Genomic DNA, 17,077 nt, shown 5'->3' on the forward strand with positions numbered 1-17,077 from the left:
TGAAAGTTAAATATTCTCCACTTCAACCGGCTTCTTCTTATTCAAACGCTCAGGCTCATCCATAGTCTCCATAATGGCTTCGCCTTCAACGTCGATGTTCGGAAGAAGTTTATCCAGCCATTTCGGCAAGTACCATGCGGCGTCTCCCAAAAGGATCATAACAGCCGGCACAATCATCATCCGCACAATAAATGCATCAAACAATACGCCGAACGCAAGCGCCATGCCCATCACTTTGACCATCGGGTCCGAAGCCATCATGAAGCCAGTAAATACGGCAATCATGATCAGTCCCGCAGCTGTGACTACGCCGCCACTGTCCCGCAGTCCAGCAAGTACAGCTTTTCGCGCGTTGCCGGAATGGGTATATTCTTCACGCATGCGGCTGACCAGGAACATCTCATAGTCCATCGCCAGGCCAAACAAAATACCCACTACAATAATCGGCAGGAAGTTCAGCACCGGTCCTGCTGCTGCAAAACCGAACAGCTCATGGTAATTGCCGTCTTGAATCACCCATGTCACAAATCCGAGAGTGGCACCAAGTGACAGCACAAATCCAAGCACCGCTTTCAATGGCACCAAGATCGAACGGAAGACGATCATGAATAAGATGAACGCCAAGCCGATGATCAATGCCGCAAAAATCGGCAAGGCTTCACTGAGTTTATCGGAAATATCGATATTCGCGGCAGTCGTTCCCGTAACCAATAATTCCATGCCGTCTTTTTCATATTCCGCAGAAGCACTGCGGATTTCATTCACCAAATCCTTGGTTTCCGAGTCATTCGGCCCTGTTACCGGATACAGCTGGATAACCGCCATATCACCGGCTTCTTTCGGAATGACATTGGCAATGTAATTGACATTGTCCATCCCCGAAATGTCCTGCTGCAAAGTTTCAAGCTTCGACATCACTTCGCCGTCTTCATCTGTCGCTTTCGCCACAACAACGAGTTGAGCGTGATAGCCTTCACCGTATGCTTCTTTCAATAAATCATACGCTTGCCGTTCGTTGGTATCTTCACCGTAGAAACCGTCATCCGGCAAGCCCAGTTCCATATTGAAAAACGGAATTGAAATCACACCGAGGACCAGCGTACCTGCAAGTGCAACAACTACCGGAAATTTATTGATCAATTTCGCCCAGCCGTTCATGTACTTCCCGGATAATTTCACCCGTTCTGCAAAACCTTCACCCAATGTTCTCTTGCGGTCAACCGGCGGTGTCATGCGACTGCCGAATAAAGAAATAACAGCCGGTACAACCGTAATGGCCACGATGATGGCAATGAATACACAAAGCGCACCCGTAAAGCCCATCATGGCAAGGAACGGAATTTGCGGAATCGCTAAACCGATCAGTGCAATGACGACCGTCAAGCCGGCAAACACGACCGCGCTTCCTGCCGTACCGTTGGCAATTGCAATCGCCTGGTTAACGGAATAGCCTCTTGCATATTCCTGGCGGAAACGCGATAGGATGAATAACGCATAATCGATTCCCACTGCCAGTCCAAGCATCGCTGCAAGCGACAAACAGACCGTTGAAATCGATGTGAAATTCGTCCCGAAGACAATTCCGAGAAGCCCGATCACCAAGCCCACTCCGGCAGTCACGATCGGCATACCTGCAACCAGCAGTGAACCGAAAGTAAAGAATAAAATAATAAACGCTGCCATGACACCGAGGACTTCTGTCGCAAATTCCATTTTGAATGGATTTACTTCGACATCACCGGATAATTCCGTCTGGATTCCAGCGTCTTCAGTAATTTGGATCGCCTCTTGAACCCGGTCAATCGAATCCTGTGAGACCTCTACTGCGACTGAATCGTAGGAAACCATCGCAAATGCAATCGTTTGATCGGCGTTATAGTTCTGCAGCATTTCCGGCGTATAAATCATCTCCACCGCTTTGTCTGACTGAACTTCCGCGACTACTTCGCTAAGCTTTCCCTGTACATCCGGATCCAGCAATGTTTTTCCTTCAGGTGCCTTAAAGACCATGTGAATCTGTCCACCGGCATTCCCTACTTCCGGAAATTCTTCTTTCAATAATTCAATGGTGTCCTGAGAAGAAGTACCAGGGATCGATAAATCCTCATCAAATTCAAATCCAAACCCCAATACAAGGCCGCCCATGACGAGAAGCAAGGCCACAGCTGCGAAAATAACAGCCTTTGCGTGCCGGATCGACCATTGGCCCAATCTATATAAATACTTTGCCATCAACAAAAACTCCTTCCAATTCTCCTATTATAAAGCAGGAAGAAGTCTAGAATTGTCCAAAAAAAGACAGCTTTATGACAAATTAAACCAGCCGCTTAATTCGGAATAAAAACATAGCCTGTAGTCTGATTTGTGTTTATCATCACCATATTAAACTGTCGGCTTTACAAGCAGCGCAAGGTAAACAGCCATGGCGTTATGGAATTTCCGGATATCGATTCCTGTGTTTTCTGTAAAACGATCGAGCCGGTATTGAAGGCTGTTGCGGTGAAGATGCAAAGCTTTCGCCGTTTCCGATATATTCAAATTGCATCGTGTAAACACTTCAATCATTCTCAAGGTTTCTTCATCATCTGCATAACTTTGCAAAATCATTTCACGAATCCCTCGGGCTTGTTCTTTTCCCGTTTGGTCAATCAGCAAATAAGGAACAGCGTCACTAAAATTCGCTACTGCCTTGTTGGAATTGAAAAAAATGGATTTCGCGGCCGTCAGCATGAATGAATAGTAATGAGGCGCATTTTCCACGGTCTCTTTGAACGGTCCGACCAGAAAGTTGATTTTTATATACAAGTCACTCATCAAGACATCGATGATTTCTTCATATCGAATCGCTTCTTTCCCCACGGATCCGTATTCCACAAGAATTCCTTCATGCCCATTCTCCCAAAGAATCGGTACTTTTTCCGGAAACAAATCGTGGATGGCGTCTTTGAAGACACCCGGACTGATTTGATTTTTCTTAATTGAAAAATAAACAAAGCGATAAGGACTCCCGGCTTCTACGCTTTCCGCTCCGGCAGGCTCTTCCGAATCGACCATTTTTCTCCACTTCTGCTCTTCACTTGTTTGGACCGGAAATTCATGATGATACGGCTTCAGAAAGGCAGCTACTACCGATAAATCCCTTGAAGTCATTTGGTTTTTAGGGATCCCGACGATTTCACTGTTGTCTGTCATGAACCAGTGATGACTGAAATCCAAGTCCTGGTTGCCCTCCTCATTCAGGATCAATGAAGGGTAAATTTTCTTCAGGTTTTCAATCATACAAACACTTCTTTCTCCAAAAAGATTCATTGACGGTTCGAATAACAATTATATAGAAGAAAAAGTATACGTCGTTTCCGATTTGAACTCTTCATCAGCTTTCAAGATAGCGGATGAAAAATGAGGATGGCGCACCGAATCCGGTGGTCCTTGCGTTTCAAGGCACAGCCCCAGATAGTCTTGTGCTTCCGTTCCTTTGATTGAGTAGGGTCCGCCCACACCATTTCCTGTGTATAAAACCACTGCCGGTTCAGTTGTTTCTACCTGAAGTTTCCGGCCGCTTTCTCTATCCGCCAATTCGATTGCAGGCTGGTCATCGCTATTCAACATAAACGGATGATCATAGCCATTTCCGGCAAGTTGGGCCTGCGGATGTTCCGCCGTTGTTGCTGCTCTTATGCTTCTGCCGTTTCGGAAATCGAAAAGTTCATCTTCCTCCACTGAAACCAGCGTCCCTGTCGGCAGCAACGCTCTATCCAATTCCAGGTACTGATCACTGTTCATCGTCAATTCATGATCCAGAATGGTCCGCTTGAAATTCCCGCTCAAATTAAAATAAGAGTGGTTGGTGACATTCAATAAGGTGGTCTTGTCTGATTTACCCGAATAGGAAATGGTCAGCTGGTTGCTGCCGTTTTTGAGAATATAACGGACGGTCATGGACAAATTGCCCGGGAATCCCTCTTCGCCGTCCGGGCTGAAATACGTGAATTCAATGATTGCTTCTTCTTCATTTTTGATGACTTTTGACTTCCAGACAATAGAATGAAAGCCTTTCGGGCCTCCATGCAGATGCTGGCCATTGGAATTTTGAGCTACTTGATAAGCGGTTTCCCCAATTTTAAAAGTTCCTTCTTTTATCCGTCCAGCAAAACGTCCAACCACCGCGCCAAAATAATGCGGATTATTTTCGTATTCATTGAATGTGTCAAAACCTAACACTACATTTTCCGACTTTCCATCACGATCCGGAACCAGCATTTCAGTGATGATGCAGCCGTAATTCATGCAGGATACCTGAAATCCCTGGTTATTCTTTACTGTATATATTATGATTTCTTGGTTATCTTTATGGCCAAACACCTTTTGAGTAACTTCCATTTTATCTTCCGCCTTTTCATTTTTTCTATAGTATATAAGTTGAACTAATGATTCCTATTAGCGATATTCCACAAAACAGCTGCGAAGACATTAGCCGTAGCTTGCGAGGACAATGTCTTTGCGACGTAGTGCGCAGCACGAAGGAGCACGGTTTTTAAAGCTACGCTATGGAGAGGGAGATGGTCTCCGCTATTTTGTTCCATATCTTTGGAGAGTGCTCCAGCGCTAGTGTGGCTTAGGAGCAGGCAATTATCGAGTTGAGCAATAAGCTCTCTTTGTGTTCACTCAAAAACGTCCACCAACAACAGTGTGATGGCGCCGATCAATGTGGCGTCGCCGCCCAAGTTAGAGACCTCCACTGTTGTTTGGCTTGCCGAAGGCGTCAAAGCAGAAGCTCTGATGGTTTCGCGTATTGCCGGCAAAATGAACTTCTCCGCTTTGGAGACACCGCCACCCAACACAATCTTTTCTGGATTAACGATATGAATCAAATTGGTCAGACCGACGCCCATCGCTTTGCCCGCTTCTGTGAGGATCGCAGCAAAATCATCGTTCCCCTGGATAGCCTGTTCATAGACGTCCTCTGCTGTAAGAGAATCTGTCGATGTTTTGACAGCCACTTTCCGGGCAATTGCCGGCCCAGTAACAAATGTTTGAAGGCATCCTTGATTTCCGCATTCACAAATCTCTCCATGCAGATCGATGGTCATGTGGCCGATTTCTCCTGCTATATCCGAAGAACCGTGATACAGTTTCCCCTCAATGATAAGGCCGGCGCCAACGCCTCTGCCGATATTGACTGCCAGCATGCTCTCCAGTTCTCCGTGATTTCCGAACCAGTATTCTCCCAGAGCCATAGCACGTGCATCATTTTCCACTTTCACTTCCAAACCAAATGCCTTTTCCAATTCTTCTTTGATCGGAATATCGGACAATCCGAGATTCGGTGCATACAAGGAAACACCTGCTGCAACATCCACCACTCCGTGCATGGCCACACCGATGCCGATGACTTTATCTTGTGTTTCCGGCAGCTCTTGCAAACAGTCGGCGATGCCCTGTTTGATGGCATCCATGAATTGCCGGTTGTTGATCGGCAGCTGCAATTTCGTTTCTGACCGTTGGAGCCTCTTGCCTGCAAGATCCGCCACAATGCATTCGATGCTTTCGGGTCCCGCATCTACGCCAATGATATAGAATGCCTCGGTGTTGATGACGAGCATCGTCGGTTTCCGTCCGCCCAGTGACTGGCCCACATCGCTCTCTTCCACCATTTTTTGTTCAATCAATTCCTTAACATTGCTGCTGACTGTGGGAGGCGTCAAATTCGTCTCCCGAGCAATCTGCGCTCTCGATATCGGCCCATCTTTTCTTATTTTATTGAGGATCATCGATTTATTCACCGATTTCATCCATTGAAAGGTACCTTGGCGCATTGTAACTCCTCCGTTTTTATCATGCTGATATCATTTGTAACTGCTTTCAATCTTATTATTGAATAGTTTAACAAATTACTTTATACTCGTGTTAATTAAATTAATTTATAAAGTATTGGAGGAATATCATGAATCAGCATGACTTGTCTCGGACGTTCCATGAAATCTTTGGAACAGCCCCTACTAAGACGCGTTTCTTTTTTGCACCTGGCCGCATCAATTTGATCGGTGAACACACCGATTACAATGGCGGCCATGTATTTCCCGCCGCCATTTCTTTTGGAACTTATGCCGTTGCCCGACAACGCACAGACCAAAAACTGCAGTTTTACTCGATGAATTTTCCGGAACGCGGCAAAATTGAGTGCGATCTGGCTGACTTGTCCTATAATCCGGATCATGACTGGGCAAACTTTCCGAAAGGCATGATCTATTATTTTATTAAAAACGGTTATTCAATTTCTCATGGAATGGATATTCTGTTCTACGGAGATATTCCGAACGGTGCCGGCCTCTCCTCCTCCGCTTCAATAGAAATGGCGACAGGCGTGGTACTTGAGGGGTTATTCGATTTGGAGATTGATCGCTTGCATATGATTCAAATGGGGCAACATGTTGAAAATCAGTATATCGGCGTCAACAGCGGCATCATGGATCAGTTTGCGATCGGCAAAGGGAAAAAAGACTTTGCGATTTTATTGGATTGCCAAACGCTTGAATTCAACTATGCTCCTCTCGATTTAAAAGAGCATGAAATCGTCATCATTAACTCCAATAAACAACGGACATTGGCTGCATCAAAATACAACGAACGCCGCGCCGAATGCGAGGAAGCGCTGGATGACTTGCGGACTGAACTGCCAATCAGCAGTTTAGGTGAATTGACATCCGAAAAGTTTGAGCAGTATAAACACTTGATCACAAACGACACCAACCGCAAACGGGCCAAACACGCAGTCTATGAAAATGAACGGACCTTGCTCGCGCTCCAGCAACTGGAACAAGGCAATATTCAAGCATTCGGGCAATTGATGAATGCGTCCCATGTGTCTCTTCGTGACGATTACGAAGTCACTGGCGCGGAGCTCGATCAGATTGCAGAAACCGCCTGGAACCACCCCGGAGTTATTGGTGCACGAATGACGGGAGCTGGATTCGGCGGATGCGCCATTGCCATCGTTCATCAGACGCAAATTGAACATTTTAAGGAGAAGCTGTCGGAAACCTACAGCGAAGAATTCGGATACCCTCCTTCCTTTTACGAAGCAAAAATTTCGGATGGTGCCAAAGAACTTGCAGAGGAGTTTTGAACATGAGCGTCTTAGTATTAGGTGGGGCCGGATACATCGGTTCCCACGCAGTCCATCAATTGATCGATCGAGGGACAAACGTTGTTGTGGTTGATAACTTAGAAACAGGACATCGACAAGCCGTTCATCCTGAAGCTGTTTTTTACGAAGGCGATATTCGGAATGCCGAATTTCTGGACAGCGTCTTTGAAAACGAAACGATTGACGAGGTTCTTCATTTTGCGGCCAACTCTTTGGTCGGCGAATCGATGGAAAACCCTCTAAAATATTTCGACAACAATGTTTACGGCACACAGGTTCTGTTGAAAGCCATGGTCGATCATGATGTAAAGAAAATCGTCTTTTCTTCCACTGCTGCCACTTATGGCGAGCCGGAAGCTGTACCAATCACTGAAACGATGCCGACCAATCCGACCAGCACCTATGGCGAAACAAAGCTGACAATGGAAAAATTGATGAAATGGACGGAATTAGCCCATCGGTTGAAATTCGTTTCCTTGCGCTATTTTAATGTGGCGGGTGCACGCGAAACAGCTGAAATTGGAGAAGACCATCGCCCTGAATCCCACCTGGTTCCGCTCATCCTGCAGACAGCACTTGGGCAGCGAAAGGAAATTACGGTTTTCGGCGATGATTATGACACGCCGGACGGAACCTGCATCCGCGACTATGTCCATGTGGAAGACTTGATTTCTGCACACCTGTTGGCACTGGATTATTTAAGGAATGATGGCGGCAGTGATGTCTTTAATCTTGGCAGCAGCCAAGGATTTTCAGTGAATGAAATGATTGCGGCTGCCCGTTCTGTCACTGGAAAAGACATTCCTGTAAAAACAGGTCCACGCCGGGCAGGAGACCCCAGCATTTTGATTGCCGGTTCAGAGAAAGCCAGACAAATCTTGGGCTGGGATCCCCGCCATACATCAGTGGCTAAAATCATTGGCGATGCATGGAAATGGCATTCTGCACATCCGACAGGCTATGAAAAGGAAGTGGAACGATGATCCACCAAACTCTTGCAGGGCTTATCCAAAAAGCACTCGACACCCATTTGATAGAAGGAGCAGATACCGATTACGTCCGCAACCAAGTGATGAGTCTGCTTGGTCTGGCCTCTTTTCCTGAAGAGGAAATCAAACCGGCAGATGACACCATTCCAAACCTGCTGGAAAATATGGTTGCGTATGCTGTGGAACAAGGCATTATCGAGGATATTTTTGATGACAAGGAAATGCTGTCCGCAACTATCATGAATTGTTTTGTCGCCAGGCCTTCTGTCATCAATGCTGTCTTTAATGAGAAATACGTTGAATCGCCGGTAGCCGCTACTGACTACTTTTACGAATTAAGCAAAAACAGCAATTACATCCAGATGAACCGTATCCAGAAAAACATTTCTTATAAAACCGATACGCCATACGGACAGATGGACATTACGATCAATCTGTCCAAACCTGAAAAAGATCCGGAACAAATCAAAAGAGAACGCGAGATGAAGCAAACGCTCAGCTACCCTAAATGTCTGTTATGTAAGGAAAATGAAGGCTATGCAGGACGTGTCGGCTATCCGGCGCGGGCAAACCACCGCGTCATCAACGTCCCACTTACCGGAGAAAACTGGTACCTGCAATATTCACCTTATGTCTACTATAACGAGCACAGCATCCTGCTCTCCGAAGAACACCGGGACATGAAAATTGACCGCAATGGATTTGAGCGGCTGCTGACGTTTACGGCACTTTTCCCTCATTATTTTGTCGGTTCAAATGCCGACTTGCCGATTGTCGGCGGATCCATTTTGAGCCATGACCATTACCAGGCCGGCCGCTATGAATTCGCCATGACCAAAGCGGAGGATCTGTTTTCATTCCGTTTGAGTGCCTACCCTGACATTGTGGCATCTGTCGTAAAATGGCCGCTGTCGGTTATTCGTTTGAAAGGAAAGGAAATCGTCGCCTTGGTCGATGCGGCTGATGACATTTTGCAGACTTGGCGAAATTATTCCGATCCTTCCGTGGACGTTCTCGCTTTTACCGGTGAGACGCCCCACAACACCATCACCCCGATCGCGAGAAACCGCAATGGGCTGTTCGAAATCGATTTGGTGCTGCGGAACAACCGGACAACTGCGGAATATCCGTCGGGAATCTTTCATCCGCATGAAGATGTCCATCACATTAAGAAAGAAAACATCGGTTTAATTGAAGTGATGGGGCTTGCCGTTTTGCCACCACGCTTAAAAGAGGAGCTGGCTGAAATCCAAGAGTTTTTGCTGGGCAATGCTCATGATGTCGCCTCCTCCCACCTCGTATGGGCCGAACAATTAAAAGCTCAGTATGGTCCAGTTTCACGACGGGAAGAAGCGGAAGTTCTCCTGCGTAAAGAAGTGGGGAAAAAATTCGTCCGAGTCCTAGAAGATGCAGGCGTCTTGAAAGACGGCGAAGCATTCAAGCGCTTTATCAATACGCTGAATAAATGAACGGAAATACCGAGATTTGATGTTGATTGGCAAATATGCACGAAGAGTGTTCCTAATTTTGTGCATACTTGCCATTCATAAAATTCTGACTACAAGGTATGCTTTTACTAATCAATGAAAGCACTTACACAAATTGGAGGGAATCAAATGGCAGGCTTGAACTTAGTGAATATCAGAAAAGAATATGAAAAAGGTGTGGTATCCGTACAGGATTTCAACCTTGAAATACGCGACAAAGAGTTCCTCGTACTTGTTGGCCCTTCAGGATGCGGGAAATCTACGACGCTTCGCATGATCGCAGGTCTGGAAGACATCACAGAAGGCGACTTGTTTATCGGTGACAGAAGAGTCAACGATGTATCGCCGAAAGACCGCGACATCGCAATGGTATTCCAAAACTACGCACTTTATCCGCACATGAGTGTCTATGACAACATGGCGTTCAGTTTAAAATTGCGCAAGATGAAAAAAGACGACATCAAAGCACGTGTCGCAAATGCTTCTAAAATCCTTGGTTTGGATGAATATTTGAACCGTAAACCGAAAGCGCTATCAGGCGGTCAGCGCCAGCGTGTTGCTCTAGGACGTGCGATTGTCCGCGATGCTGAAGTATTTTTGATGGATGAGCCGTTATCCAACTTGGATGCTAAATTGCGTGTACAGATGCGTACGGAAATCCAGAAACTTCACCGCCGCCTGCAGACGACTACGGTTTATGTAACGCATGACCAAACCGAAGCGATGACAATGGCTACTCGCCTTGTTGTTATGAAAGATGGCTTTATCCAACAAGTCGGTTCACCAAAAGAAGTATATGACCAACCGGATAATATGTTTGTCGGCGGCTTTATCGGCTCTCCTTCCATGAACTTTCTGCGCGGACAAATCGTTGACGATTCATTTGTGATGGAAGGCATCAAAGTCCGTGTTCCAGAGGGCAAACTCTCTATGCTGCGTGACCAAGGATATACAGGTAAGGAAATCGCATTGGGAATTCGCCCGGAAGATATTCACGATGAACCGTTATTCCTTGAGCATTCGCCTCATACGAAGATCAGAGCATTTGTGGAAGTCGCTGAATTGATGGGATCGGAAATCGTTCTTTATTCAAAAGTGAACGAACAGGATTTCGTCGCCCGTGTGGATTCCCGCTTCAATGTAGAAGCTGGCCAAACCATCGACATGGCATTCGACATGAACAAAGCTCATTTCTTCGACCTTGAATCAGAGTTGCGCATCAAATAAGATGTCAGCTTCTCATATCAATAAGAAATTCCAGACGAGCCTTCGTCTGGAATTTTTCTTGTTTACTGGTTTTTTTCTGTAGTCTGTTGTATCTATTTTCTGCTGTTTTTTTAAAAGTTCATTGAGTAGCATTCGATTCGATCAAGCACAGCCCGTTAAACCGTAGTCGTATTCCTCCTGATTTTTTACTATACTTAAGCCATGACGAGTAGCATTTATTACAAAGAGGAGGAAAACGCCATGACCCCGAAACATGAATTAACTGCCGAACAACGTCAAGAATTGCTTATTACATTGAAGGAACGCTTTGAGAAGACGATTGAGCGCCACGAATGGATGCAGTGGGATAAGATTCAAGAACGGTTGGAAGCTAATCCCGAAAAGCTGTGGTCGCTCCATGAAATGGAACGGACTGGCGGAGAACCGGATGTCCTGGAGTTTGATGAAGCCAATAATGAATACGTCTTTTATGACTGTTCCCCCGAAAGCCCAAGCGGCCGAAGAAGTGTTTGCTTCGATCAAAAAGCGCTTGATTCCCGGAAGAAAAACAAACCCGAGAACAGTGCCATGGCGATGGCCGAGGAAATGGGCATCGAATTGCTGTCGGAAGAACAATACCGCCTCATGCAGCAGCACGGCACATTCGATGTCAAAACATCCAGCTGGGTGCAAACGCCTCCCGACATCCGGGATAAAGGCGGCGCCCTGTTCTGTGATTCCCGCTATGGCCATGTCTTTCTTTACCATAACGGAGCCGACTCGTATTACGCAGCCAGAGGATTCCGCGGATTGGTAAGAGTGTAATAAAACTTTCCAATTCAAAAGGCATTGCCGAAACCTATTCTGGTTTCGGCAATGCCTTTTCTCCTCTCTAGAGGCGTTCTTCCATCCACGCAATCATCTCTTCATAGATTTTGTTCTTGGAAGGTTCATTGAAAATTTCGTGCATCAGGGAAGCATAAATTTTCAAGGTTTTATCTTTCGAACCGATTTCCCCATAAAAATCCCTTGAGTCTTTTTCAGCAACCAACCCATCTTCATTACCATGCAGCACCAGTACAGGATCCGTAAAGCTTGCTGATTTTCCCTTCAACCAGGCAATGCCTGGAGCAAACTCATTGATAAGCCCCACCGATATTTTCTTTTCCACCAACGGATCTGCTTCGTAAGCTTTGACTACTTCCGGATCACTGCACACGCCTTCCCCCAATTCATTATCCAAATAAGTATCTGCCGGCAAATCCAGCGGCAGTAGACCGAAAAGTTCATTGTTGTAACGAGTCAACGCACCGGATAAAATGACACCGCCCGTTTTCCCCGGATATTTTGTGGCGTAGGCAGCTGCAGTAAATCCCCCCATGCTGTGGCCGATCAAAAAGACCGGCTGCTCCGGATTTTCTTCCTTTGCCCAATCCGTAATGGTTTTCAAATCGTCGGGCATTTCATTAAAATCATTGAAGAACGTTCGCTTCCCTTCTGAACGTGCATGACCTCGTTGTTCGTAGCGATAAACGGTAAAGCCATGGTCCACTAAAGTTTTGGCCAACACATCGTATCGTTCCAAATGCTCAGCCAACCCATGGGCGATCACTATTGCTGCTTTTTGCTTTTCTGCCTGATCTTTGCGGGTAAATAATTGCGTTCCATCAAACGATGAAATCATTTTGTCTTCGCTCATCCAACATCCTCCATTCGATTTATGCTTTATTCTATTGGTAGTATTCTCCATCAAATGAAAACCACCTTCTTATTGGAATAGAGAAATAAATAGAAAAGAACTATCCTATAAGACGGAAAATCCGCTTTTTAGGATAGCTCTTTCATTTGTCTTTTATTCTACTGCTCCAGCTGGATTTGCCTGGTAATTGTAATCTGCTGGATCGACTGGCGTAAAGCCGTTCGGTGTATAGAATCTCAGTAAATCTCCATTGATTACCTGATCCGACAAATACAATTCGTAATTGCCATGCTCTTGCAGTACTTTCGCTTGTTCCAACTGGTCTTCTTCCAGCGGCAAACCGCTTTCCGGATCATAGAAGACATCGCCGATCGAGTAGATTTCAGGGCTTGCGAAATCGCCGTTTCTGAACGTTACAAGTTCTTCGTGCTCTTCAGACAACAGGTCCGTCCCTAGTTGGATATAGTTTTGGGTTTCAACGCCCAACAAATGCATCACAGTCGGCAACAAGTCAATCTGGCCGCCATACGTATGATTTATACCGCCTTCAACACCTGGTACGTGGATGAACAACGGCACACGCTGAAGCTTGGCATTTTCTACCGGTGTGATTTCTTTTGAAAGCACCTGCTCCATCGCCTGGTTATGGTTATCGGAAATCCCGTAATGGTCGCCATACATCACAACCATCGTATTGTCAGCCAAGCCGGATTCCTCCAGCTGCGTAAAGAACTGCTCAATCGCTTCATCCGCATAACGGGCCGTTTGGAAGTAATCGTCGACACTTGAGTCGCCGGTTGTGCCTTTTCCAATCGTAGTCAGGTTTTGATCCATTTTATATGGGAAGTGGTGGGCAACGGTAATGAACTTCGTGTAGAACGGCTCAGGCAATGATTCCAAAAGAGGTGCCGATTGCTCAAAAAATGGCTTGTCCATAACGCCGTACTCCGCCATATCGCCTTCTTCAAGGTTCGTATAGGATTCAATATCAAAGAAATGGTCATAGCCGAAAGATTTATAGATTTCCGAACGGTTCCAGAACGTTCCATTGTTGCCATGGAACACGGCCGAAGTATAGCCTTTATCTTTCAACATAGCAGGCGCAGCCTGATAAGTGTTCTGGCCTTTGGTAATGAATGCAGAACCTTTCGGAAGTCCGAATAAGGAGTTCTCCAACATAAACTCGGCATCTGACGTTTTGCCTTGTGCCGTTTGATGGAAGAAATTATCGAAATACAGTGTTTCCTCGTCATCAATCATGGAATTCAGGAACGGCGTCACTTCTTCCCCGTTCAATTCATAATCCATCAAAAATGTCTGGAATGATTCCAAATGCAGGTAAACGACATTCATGCCTTCTGCTGCTCCGAAATAGGCTTCATTGGGATTGGCGTAATTGGATTTGGTGTAGTTCAATACTTCCGTGCCGTCATCGCTGTCAGCAAGCACTCGCTGTGAAGAAGATTTCAAGGTCTCGACAGAGTCATAAAGCGCGTAATTGTACATGCCCAGATACTTGACGATGTAATTGCGGTCAAATCCGCGTGTCAATAATTCCGGGCGATCCGCTTCCGCCAATGCCAAGTTGAAGAACGAAATGGCGAGCGCAATGGTGATGACGGGTAGAACTGCTTTGGTTTTGAAACTTCCACGGTCTTTTTTGATTCGTTTGGAGAAAATCAAAGCACCCAGCACCAACACATCCACAAAGAAAAGGAAGTCGGTCGGCTGGATCAAACTTGCGACACTGCCTCCCAAATCACCGAAGTTCTGAGTCTGGAACAAAGTCGGCAAGGTGATGAAATCACTGAAAAACCGGTAATACACGACATTTGCATACAACATGACAGACATTCCGACATAAATGATCAAAAGTGTTATGTATTTCCGGAATCCTTTAAAGAATAGCGACAAGCTCAATAACAGCAAAGCTGAACCAAGCGGATTGAGGAACAGCAGGAACTCCTGAAGCGCTCCATCGACATCTAATTTAAATTGTGTATTTTGGGAAACATAGGTTTTCATCCATAGCATGAAAACGGCCAGGAGGAAAATTGGAACAAATTTATTTATCTTTTCATTATTCGTCAGTTTACTTTTTTTCATATTGCACCTTCTCATATTGGGTATTCACGAGGATTTAAGGGACATAAAGTTTCAAGGACTCGGCGTGTTAAGCTCAAGTAAATTTCATGTAAAAAGAATCACAATCTCTATTATACGCTAATACCCTAGAAAATTACAGTTTAAGTTCTTTTCAGATAATTTAAGGAGCGTTTAACCAACAAAGGCCAGCTATTAAAATTTGTAAAGAAAATCACCCTTTATTCATATCCGCAAATTTCTGAAGGTTTAACAGAAGAAAACAATAGAAGATACCGCCGCCAGCAAAGAATCTTTGCTGGCGGCGGTATTTATTTTTGATTCAGTTGGAAAGATCATCAATTGCCATGATAGCCAACTCCAGTGATTGAATCCGCCTCTCGAGCAGCGTCCGTTGAGAGCTGCCTGCCTTCGACTTGTTATACTGATTTTCTATAGTTGGCAATAAACCCGCCAGCACAGTGCGGGCTTGCACCAGTTCTTCTATGCCAAAAGAATTCGGTTTTCCATTCCAAACCGTTTCCAGTACAGCAAGTCCGATGTGAAGTGCGTGGAGCCGCTTTTCCACAAAAACTGTCTGTGCGCCTTTTACTTTCATTTGATCAACAGCCTTTTCAGTTTTGCGGATGGTTGATTGGAAGGATTTGAGCGATTCCAACCGGATGTCAGCAGATACCTTGTCCAAAGCCGATCCCCCCTTTCTGGTCTTGTACATGAATGCCGTTTTTATGCTATCAGCCGTTTTCTTCTATAATAACCAATTAAAAATCCTCCTGCATAAAAGCAGGAGGATTCATGGAAGGAACGTGAAAACAGGACTGTGGTCATCGACCGCCGTTTGCTCTTGGTTGGTTATCGGTAACAGGTGAAATCGTAATGGGGCATGGGTCATTGGTTTGCCAGCAGCCATTAGAGTTAATTGCACCGAAGTACAAAAGAGGTTTCCTTCCATGCCTTGGAGTGGAGTCTCACCACTCCAAGGCTCAGAAATACTTGTCGCTGTCGAAATCCAACACGATGGAATAGTTTTTGGTGTTGACCGCATTGGACAGCCGATTGGCGAGCCGCTCCAGTTCAACCGCTTTTACGCGGTATTCTTCCGGATCGAACATCGCCCGTCTGACGATTGGCGTACCTTCTCCATATCCGTATTGGATCTCTTCTTTTGCCGCAGCACCAAACTCCTTGAACTTCCGTGCTTTGGCGCGGAGTTGTGTGGCCAGTTCGATTGCCTCGACAATCGCCAGTTCTTCTCCATTAAAGCTCACTTCGTTTTCGAAGTTGGCACGGTACATCAGTTTATCCAAAAGCCGAAAATCTTTTCGGATGTCATCGATTTCTTCTTCGACCTGTGACAAAGAACGAGCTTGTTTCGGTTTCTTGCTGCCTTTTTCCATTTCCACAAATGCCACACGGTCCATCTCTTCTTCCAATTCATGAATGCGTTTTGCCAAAACAGACTTCAATTTTACAGCTTCTGCCAATGATAAATTCGACATGATCCGGTCTCCTCTAATTCGTAATCGTTCTTCTAGTGAACAGCGTAGCAGACCAACCATTTTTTTACAATACGCTTTTGAACGGAATTTTCCAATCATCCATTTCAACCTAAAAAAACAGACAGACCTTAAATAGTCTGCCTGCTCCTTTAGAAAATCACTTATTCTTCACCTAAACACCGATTTCCAAAGCCGCTTCCTGCTCTTCCATCGCCTTGCGCCATTTCACCAGTTCCCGTGCTTCAATATGCTTTTCCAACGTTTCGTCCCAGCTCGAGGTCCAGGTATTCCAGATGCGGGCATAAAAAAGATCCTGCTTCTGGTCGTATAATTGAAACTCGATGCATGGAATATGGATCGTGTCGTTTTCGATGCAGGCAGTGATCCCGGTGATGACCGTTTGAAAGCTTTCTTCCCCAAGATCAGCCCCTTCCTTCAACAAGAGCTGATACATGCGGTCCTTGTTCAAACTGCCTTTGACGGGATAGCGATACAACGGCATTGTATCTCCTGCTTCCGGATGCGCTTCACTTGCTGCCAAGCGATAATCGTCGTGAACCGCACTGTAGGCAATGACCGTCTTGCTGCCTTCCATTTCTTCTTCAAAAATCCCTTTGCCCAGGTAGTCATGTCCTTTGGGCGTCAGTTTATACCCCGCCTTTTCCAATCCAATCAAGCCGGTGCGCTGCATCTTAGCGATTAAGTCGCTGATGAACAGCTCCTCGACAAACAGCATATCGGATAAAGTGGCAGCCCGGCGGATATCAGCTTCCTGAAAAGTCAGCAATAGCATCTTCATCAAAATATCCATCTTCAGCCGTTTGACCCGGTCAAAACTGACATCGTACAAGACGACAGGCAGCTGCCACACCTCTTCGTTAATAATGGTTCGATCCGGATCTTCCGCTACACTTGCCCGCAACTCTTCAATCAGCTTGTCCACTTCC

The 17,077-nt window shown here is 45.7% G+C and carries 14 protein-coding genes; 5 read left to right on the top strand and 9 right to left on the bottom strand.

Annotated features, from left to right (window positions below):
• Positions 1 to 6: 6 nt before the first annotated feature.
• From IRE19_RS13985 to IRE19_RS14000, 4 genes are all read right to left on the bottom strand, one after another.
• The gene (locus IRE19_RS13985; RefSeq protein WP_203340882.1) at positions 7 to 2,232 is read right to left on the bottom strand and encodes an MMPL family transporter; all 2,226 of its coding nucleotides are present in this window, start codon (positions 2,230 to 2,232) and stop codon (positions 7 to 9) included.
• 150 nt (positions 2,233 to 2,382) lie between these two features.
• The gene (locus IRE19_RS13990) at positions 2,383 to 3,279 is read right to left on the bottom strand and encodes a PucR family transcriptional regulator (protein ID WP_203340883.1); all 897 of its coding nucleotides are present in this window, start codon (positions 3,277 to 3,279) and stop codon (positions 2,383 to 2,385) included.
• Positions 3,280 to 3,327: 48 nt separating this feature from the next.
• Positions 3,328 to 4,380, bottom strand: coding sequence for an aldose epimerase family protein (locus IRE19_RS13995; protein ID WP_203340884.1), 1,053 nt, complete (start codon positions 4,378 to 4,380; stop codon positions 3,328 to 3,330).
• Positions 4,381 to 4,661: 281 nt separating this feature from the next.
• On the bottom strand, positions 4,662 to 5,816 hold the full coding sequence (locus IRE19_RS14000; protein ID WP_203340885.1) for an ROK family transcriptional regulator: 1,155 nt from the start codon (positions 5,814 to 5,816) through the stop codon (positions 4,662 to 4,664).
• Positions 5,817 to 5,944: 128 nt separating this feature from the next.
• Here IRE19_RS14000 and IRE19_RS14005 point away from each other — a divergent pair, with 128 nt between their 5' ends.
• The 5 genes from IRE19_RS14005 (at position 5,945) to IRE19_RS14025 (ending at position 11,654) form a co-directional block, all read left to right on the top strand.
• Entirely contained in the window at positions 5,945 to 7,126 is a 1,182-nt protein-coding gene (locus tag IRE19_RS14005; protein WP_203340886.1) for a galactokinase, read from the top strand.
• A gap of 2 nt (positions 7,127 to 7,128) precedes the next feature.
• A complete protein-coding gene (galE, locus tag IRE19_RS14010) occupies positions 7,129 to 8,130 on the top strand; it encodes a UDP-glucose 4-epimerase GalE (RefSeq protein ID WP_203340887.1) in 1,002 nt (333 codons plus the stop codon).
• Positions 8,127 to 9,605 (top strand): UDP-glucose--hexose-1-phosphate uridylyltransferase, encoded by a 1,479-nt coding sequence (locus tag IRE19_RS14015; RefSeq protein ID WP_203340888.1) that lies wholly within the window; start codon positions 8,127 to 8,129, stop codon positions 9,603 to 9,605. The genes galE and IRE19_RS14015 overlap by 4 nt, the downstream gene beginning before the upstream one ends.
• A 147-nt stretch (positions 9,606 to 9,752) precedes the next feature.
• Positions 9,753 to 10,850, top strand: a complete 1,098-nt coding sequence (locus IRE19_RS14020) for an ABC transporter ATP-binding protein (RefSeq protein WP_191716244.1) — start codon at positions 9,753 to 9,755, stop codon at positions 10,848 to 10,850.
• Between the two features lie 240 nt (positions 10,851 to 11,090).
• Positions 11,091 to 11,654 carry a DUF4256 domain-containing protein gene (locus tag IRE19_RS14025; protein ID WP_203340889.1) on the top strand — a complete coding sequence of 188 codons (564 nt, stop codon included), beginning with the start codon at positions 11,091 to 11,093 and terminating at the stop codon, positions 11,652 to 11,654.
• 67 nt (positions 11,655 to 11,721) lie between these two features.
• Here IRE19_RS14025 and IRE19_RS14030 read toward each other — a convergent pair whose 3' ends face one another.
• The 5 genes from IRE19_RS14030 to IRE19_RS14050 form a co-directional block, all read right to left on the bottom strand.
• Positions 11,722 to 12,528, bottom strand: coding sequence for an alpha/beta hydrolase (locus IRE19_RS14030; RefSeq protein ID WP_203340890.1), 807 nt, complete (start codon positions 12,526 to 12,528; stop codon positions 11,722 to 11,724).
• A 153-nt stretch (positions 12,529 to 12,681) separates the two neighbouring features.
• Positions 12,682 to 14,634, bottom strand: coding sequence for a lipoteichoic acid synthase (ltaS, locus tag IRE19_RS14035; RefSeq protein WP_203340891.1), 1,953 nt, complete (start codon positions 14,632 to 14,634; stop codon positions 12,682 to 12,684).
• Positions 14,635 to 14,953: 319 nt separating this feature from the next.
• Entirely contained in the window at positions 14,954 to 15,316 is a 363-nt protein-coding gene (locus IRE19_RS14040) for a hypothetical protein (protein ID WP_203340892.1), read from the bottom strand.
• A 298-nt stretch (positions 15,317 to 15,614) separates the two neighbouring features.
• Positions 15,615 to 16,130, bottom strand: a complete 516-nt coding sequence (locus tag IRE19_RS14045; RefSeq protein WP_191716249.1) for a hypothetical protein — start codon at positions 16,128 to 16,130, stop codon at positions 15,615 to 15,617.
• A gap of 172 nt (positions 16,131 to 16,302) precedes the next feature.
• On the bottom strand, positions 16,303 to 17,073 hold the full coding sequence (locus tag IRE19_RS14050; RefSeq protein ID WP_203340893.1) for a hypothetical protein: 771 nt from the start codon (positions 17,071 to 17,073) through the stop codon (positions 16,303 to 16,305).
• Between the last annotated feature and the right edge of the window lie 4 nt (positions 17,074 to 17,077).

The sequence above is a fragment of the Planococcus beijingensis genome, assembly GCF_016820615.1.
GTDB classification, from domain to species: Bacteria; Bacillota; Bacilli; order Bacillales_A; family Planococcaceae; genus Planococcus; species Planococcus notacanthi.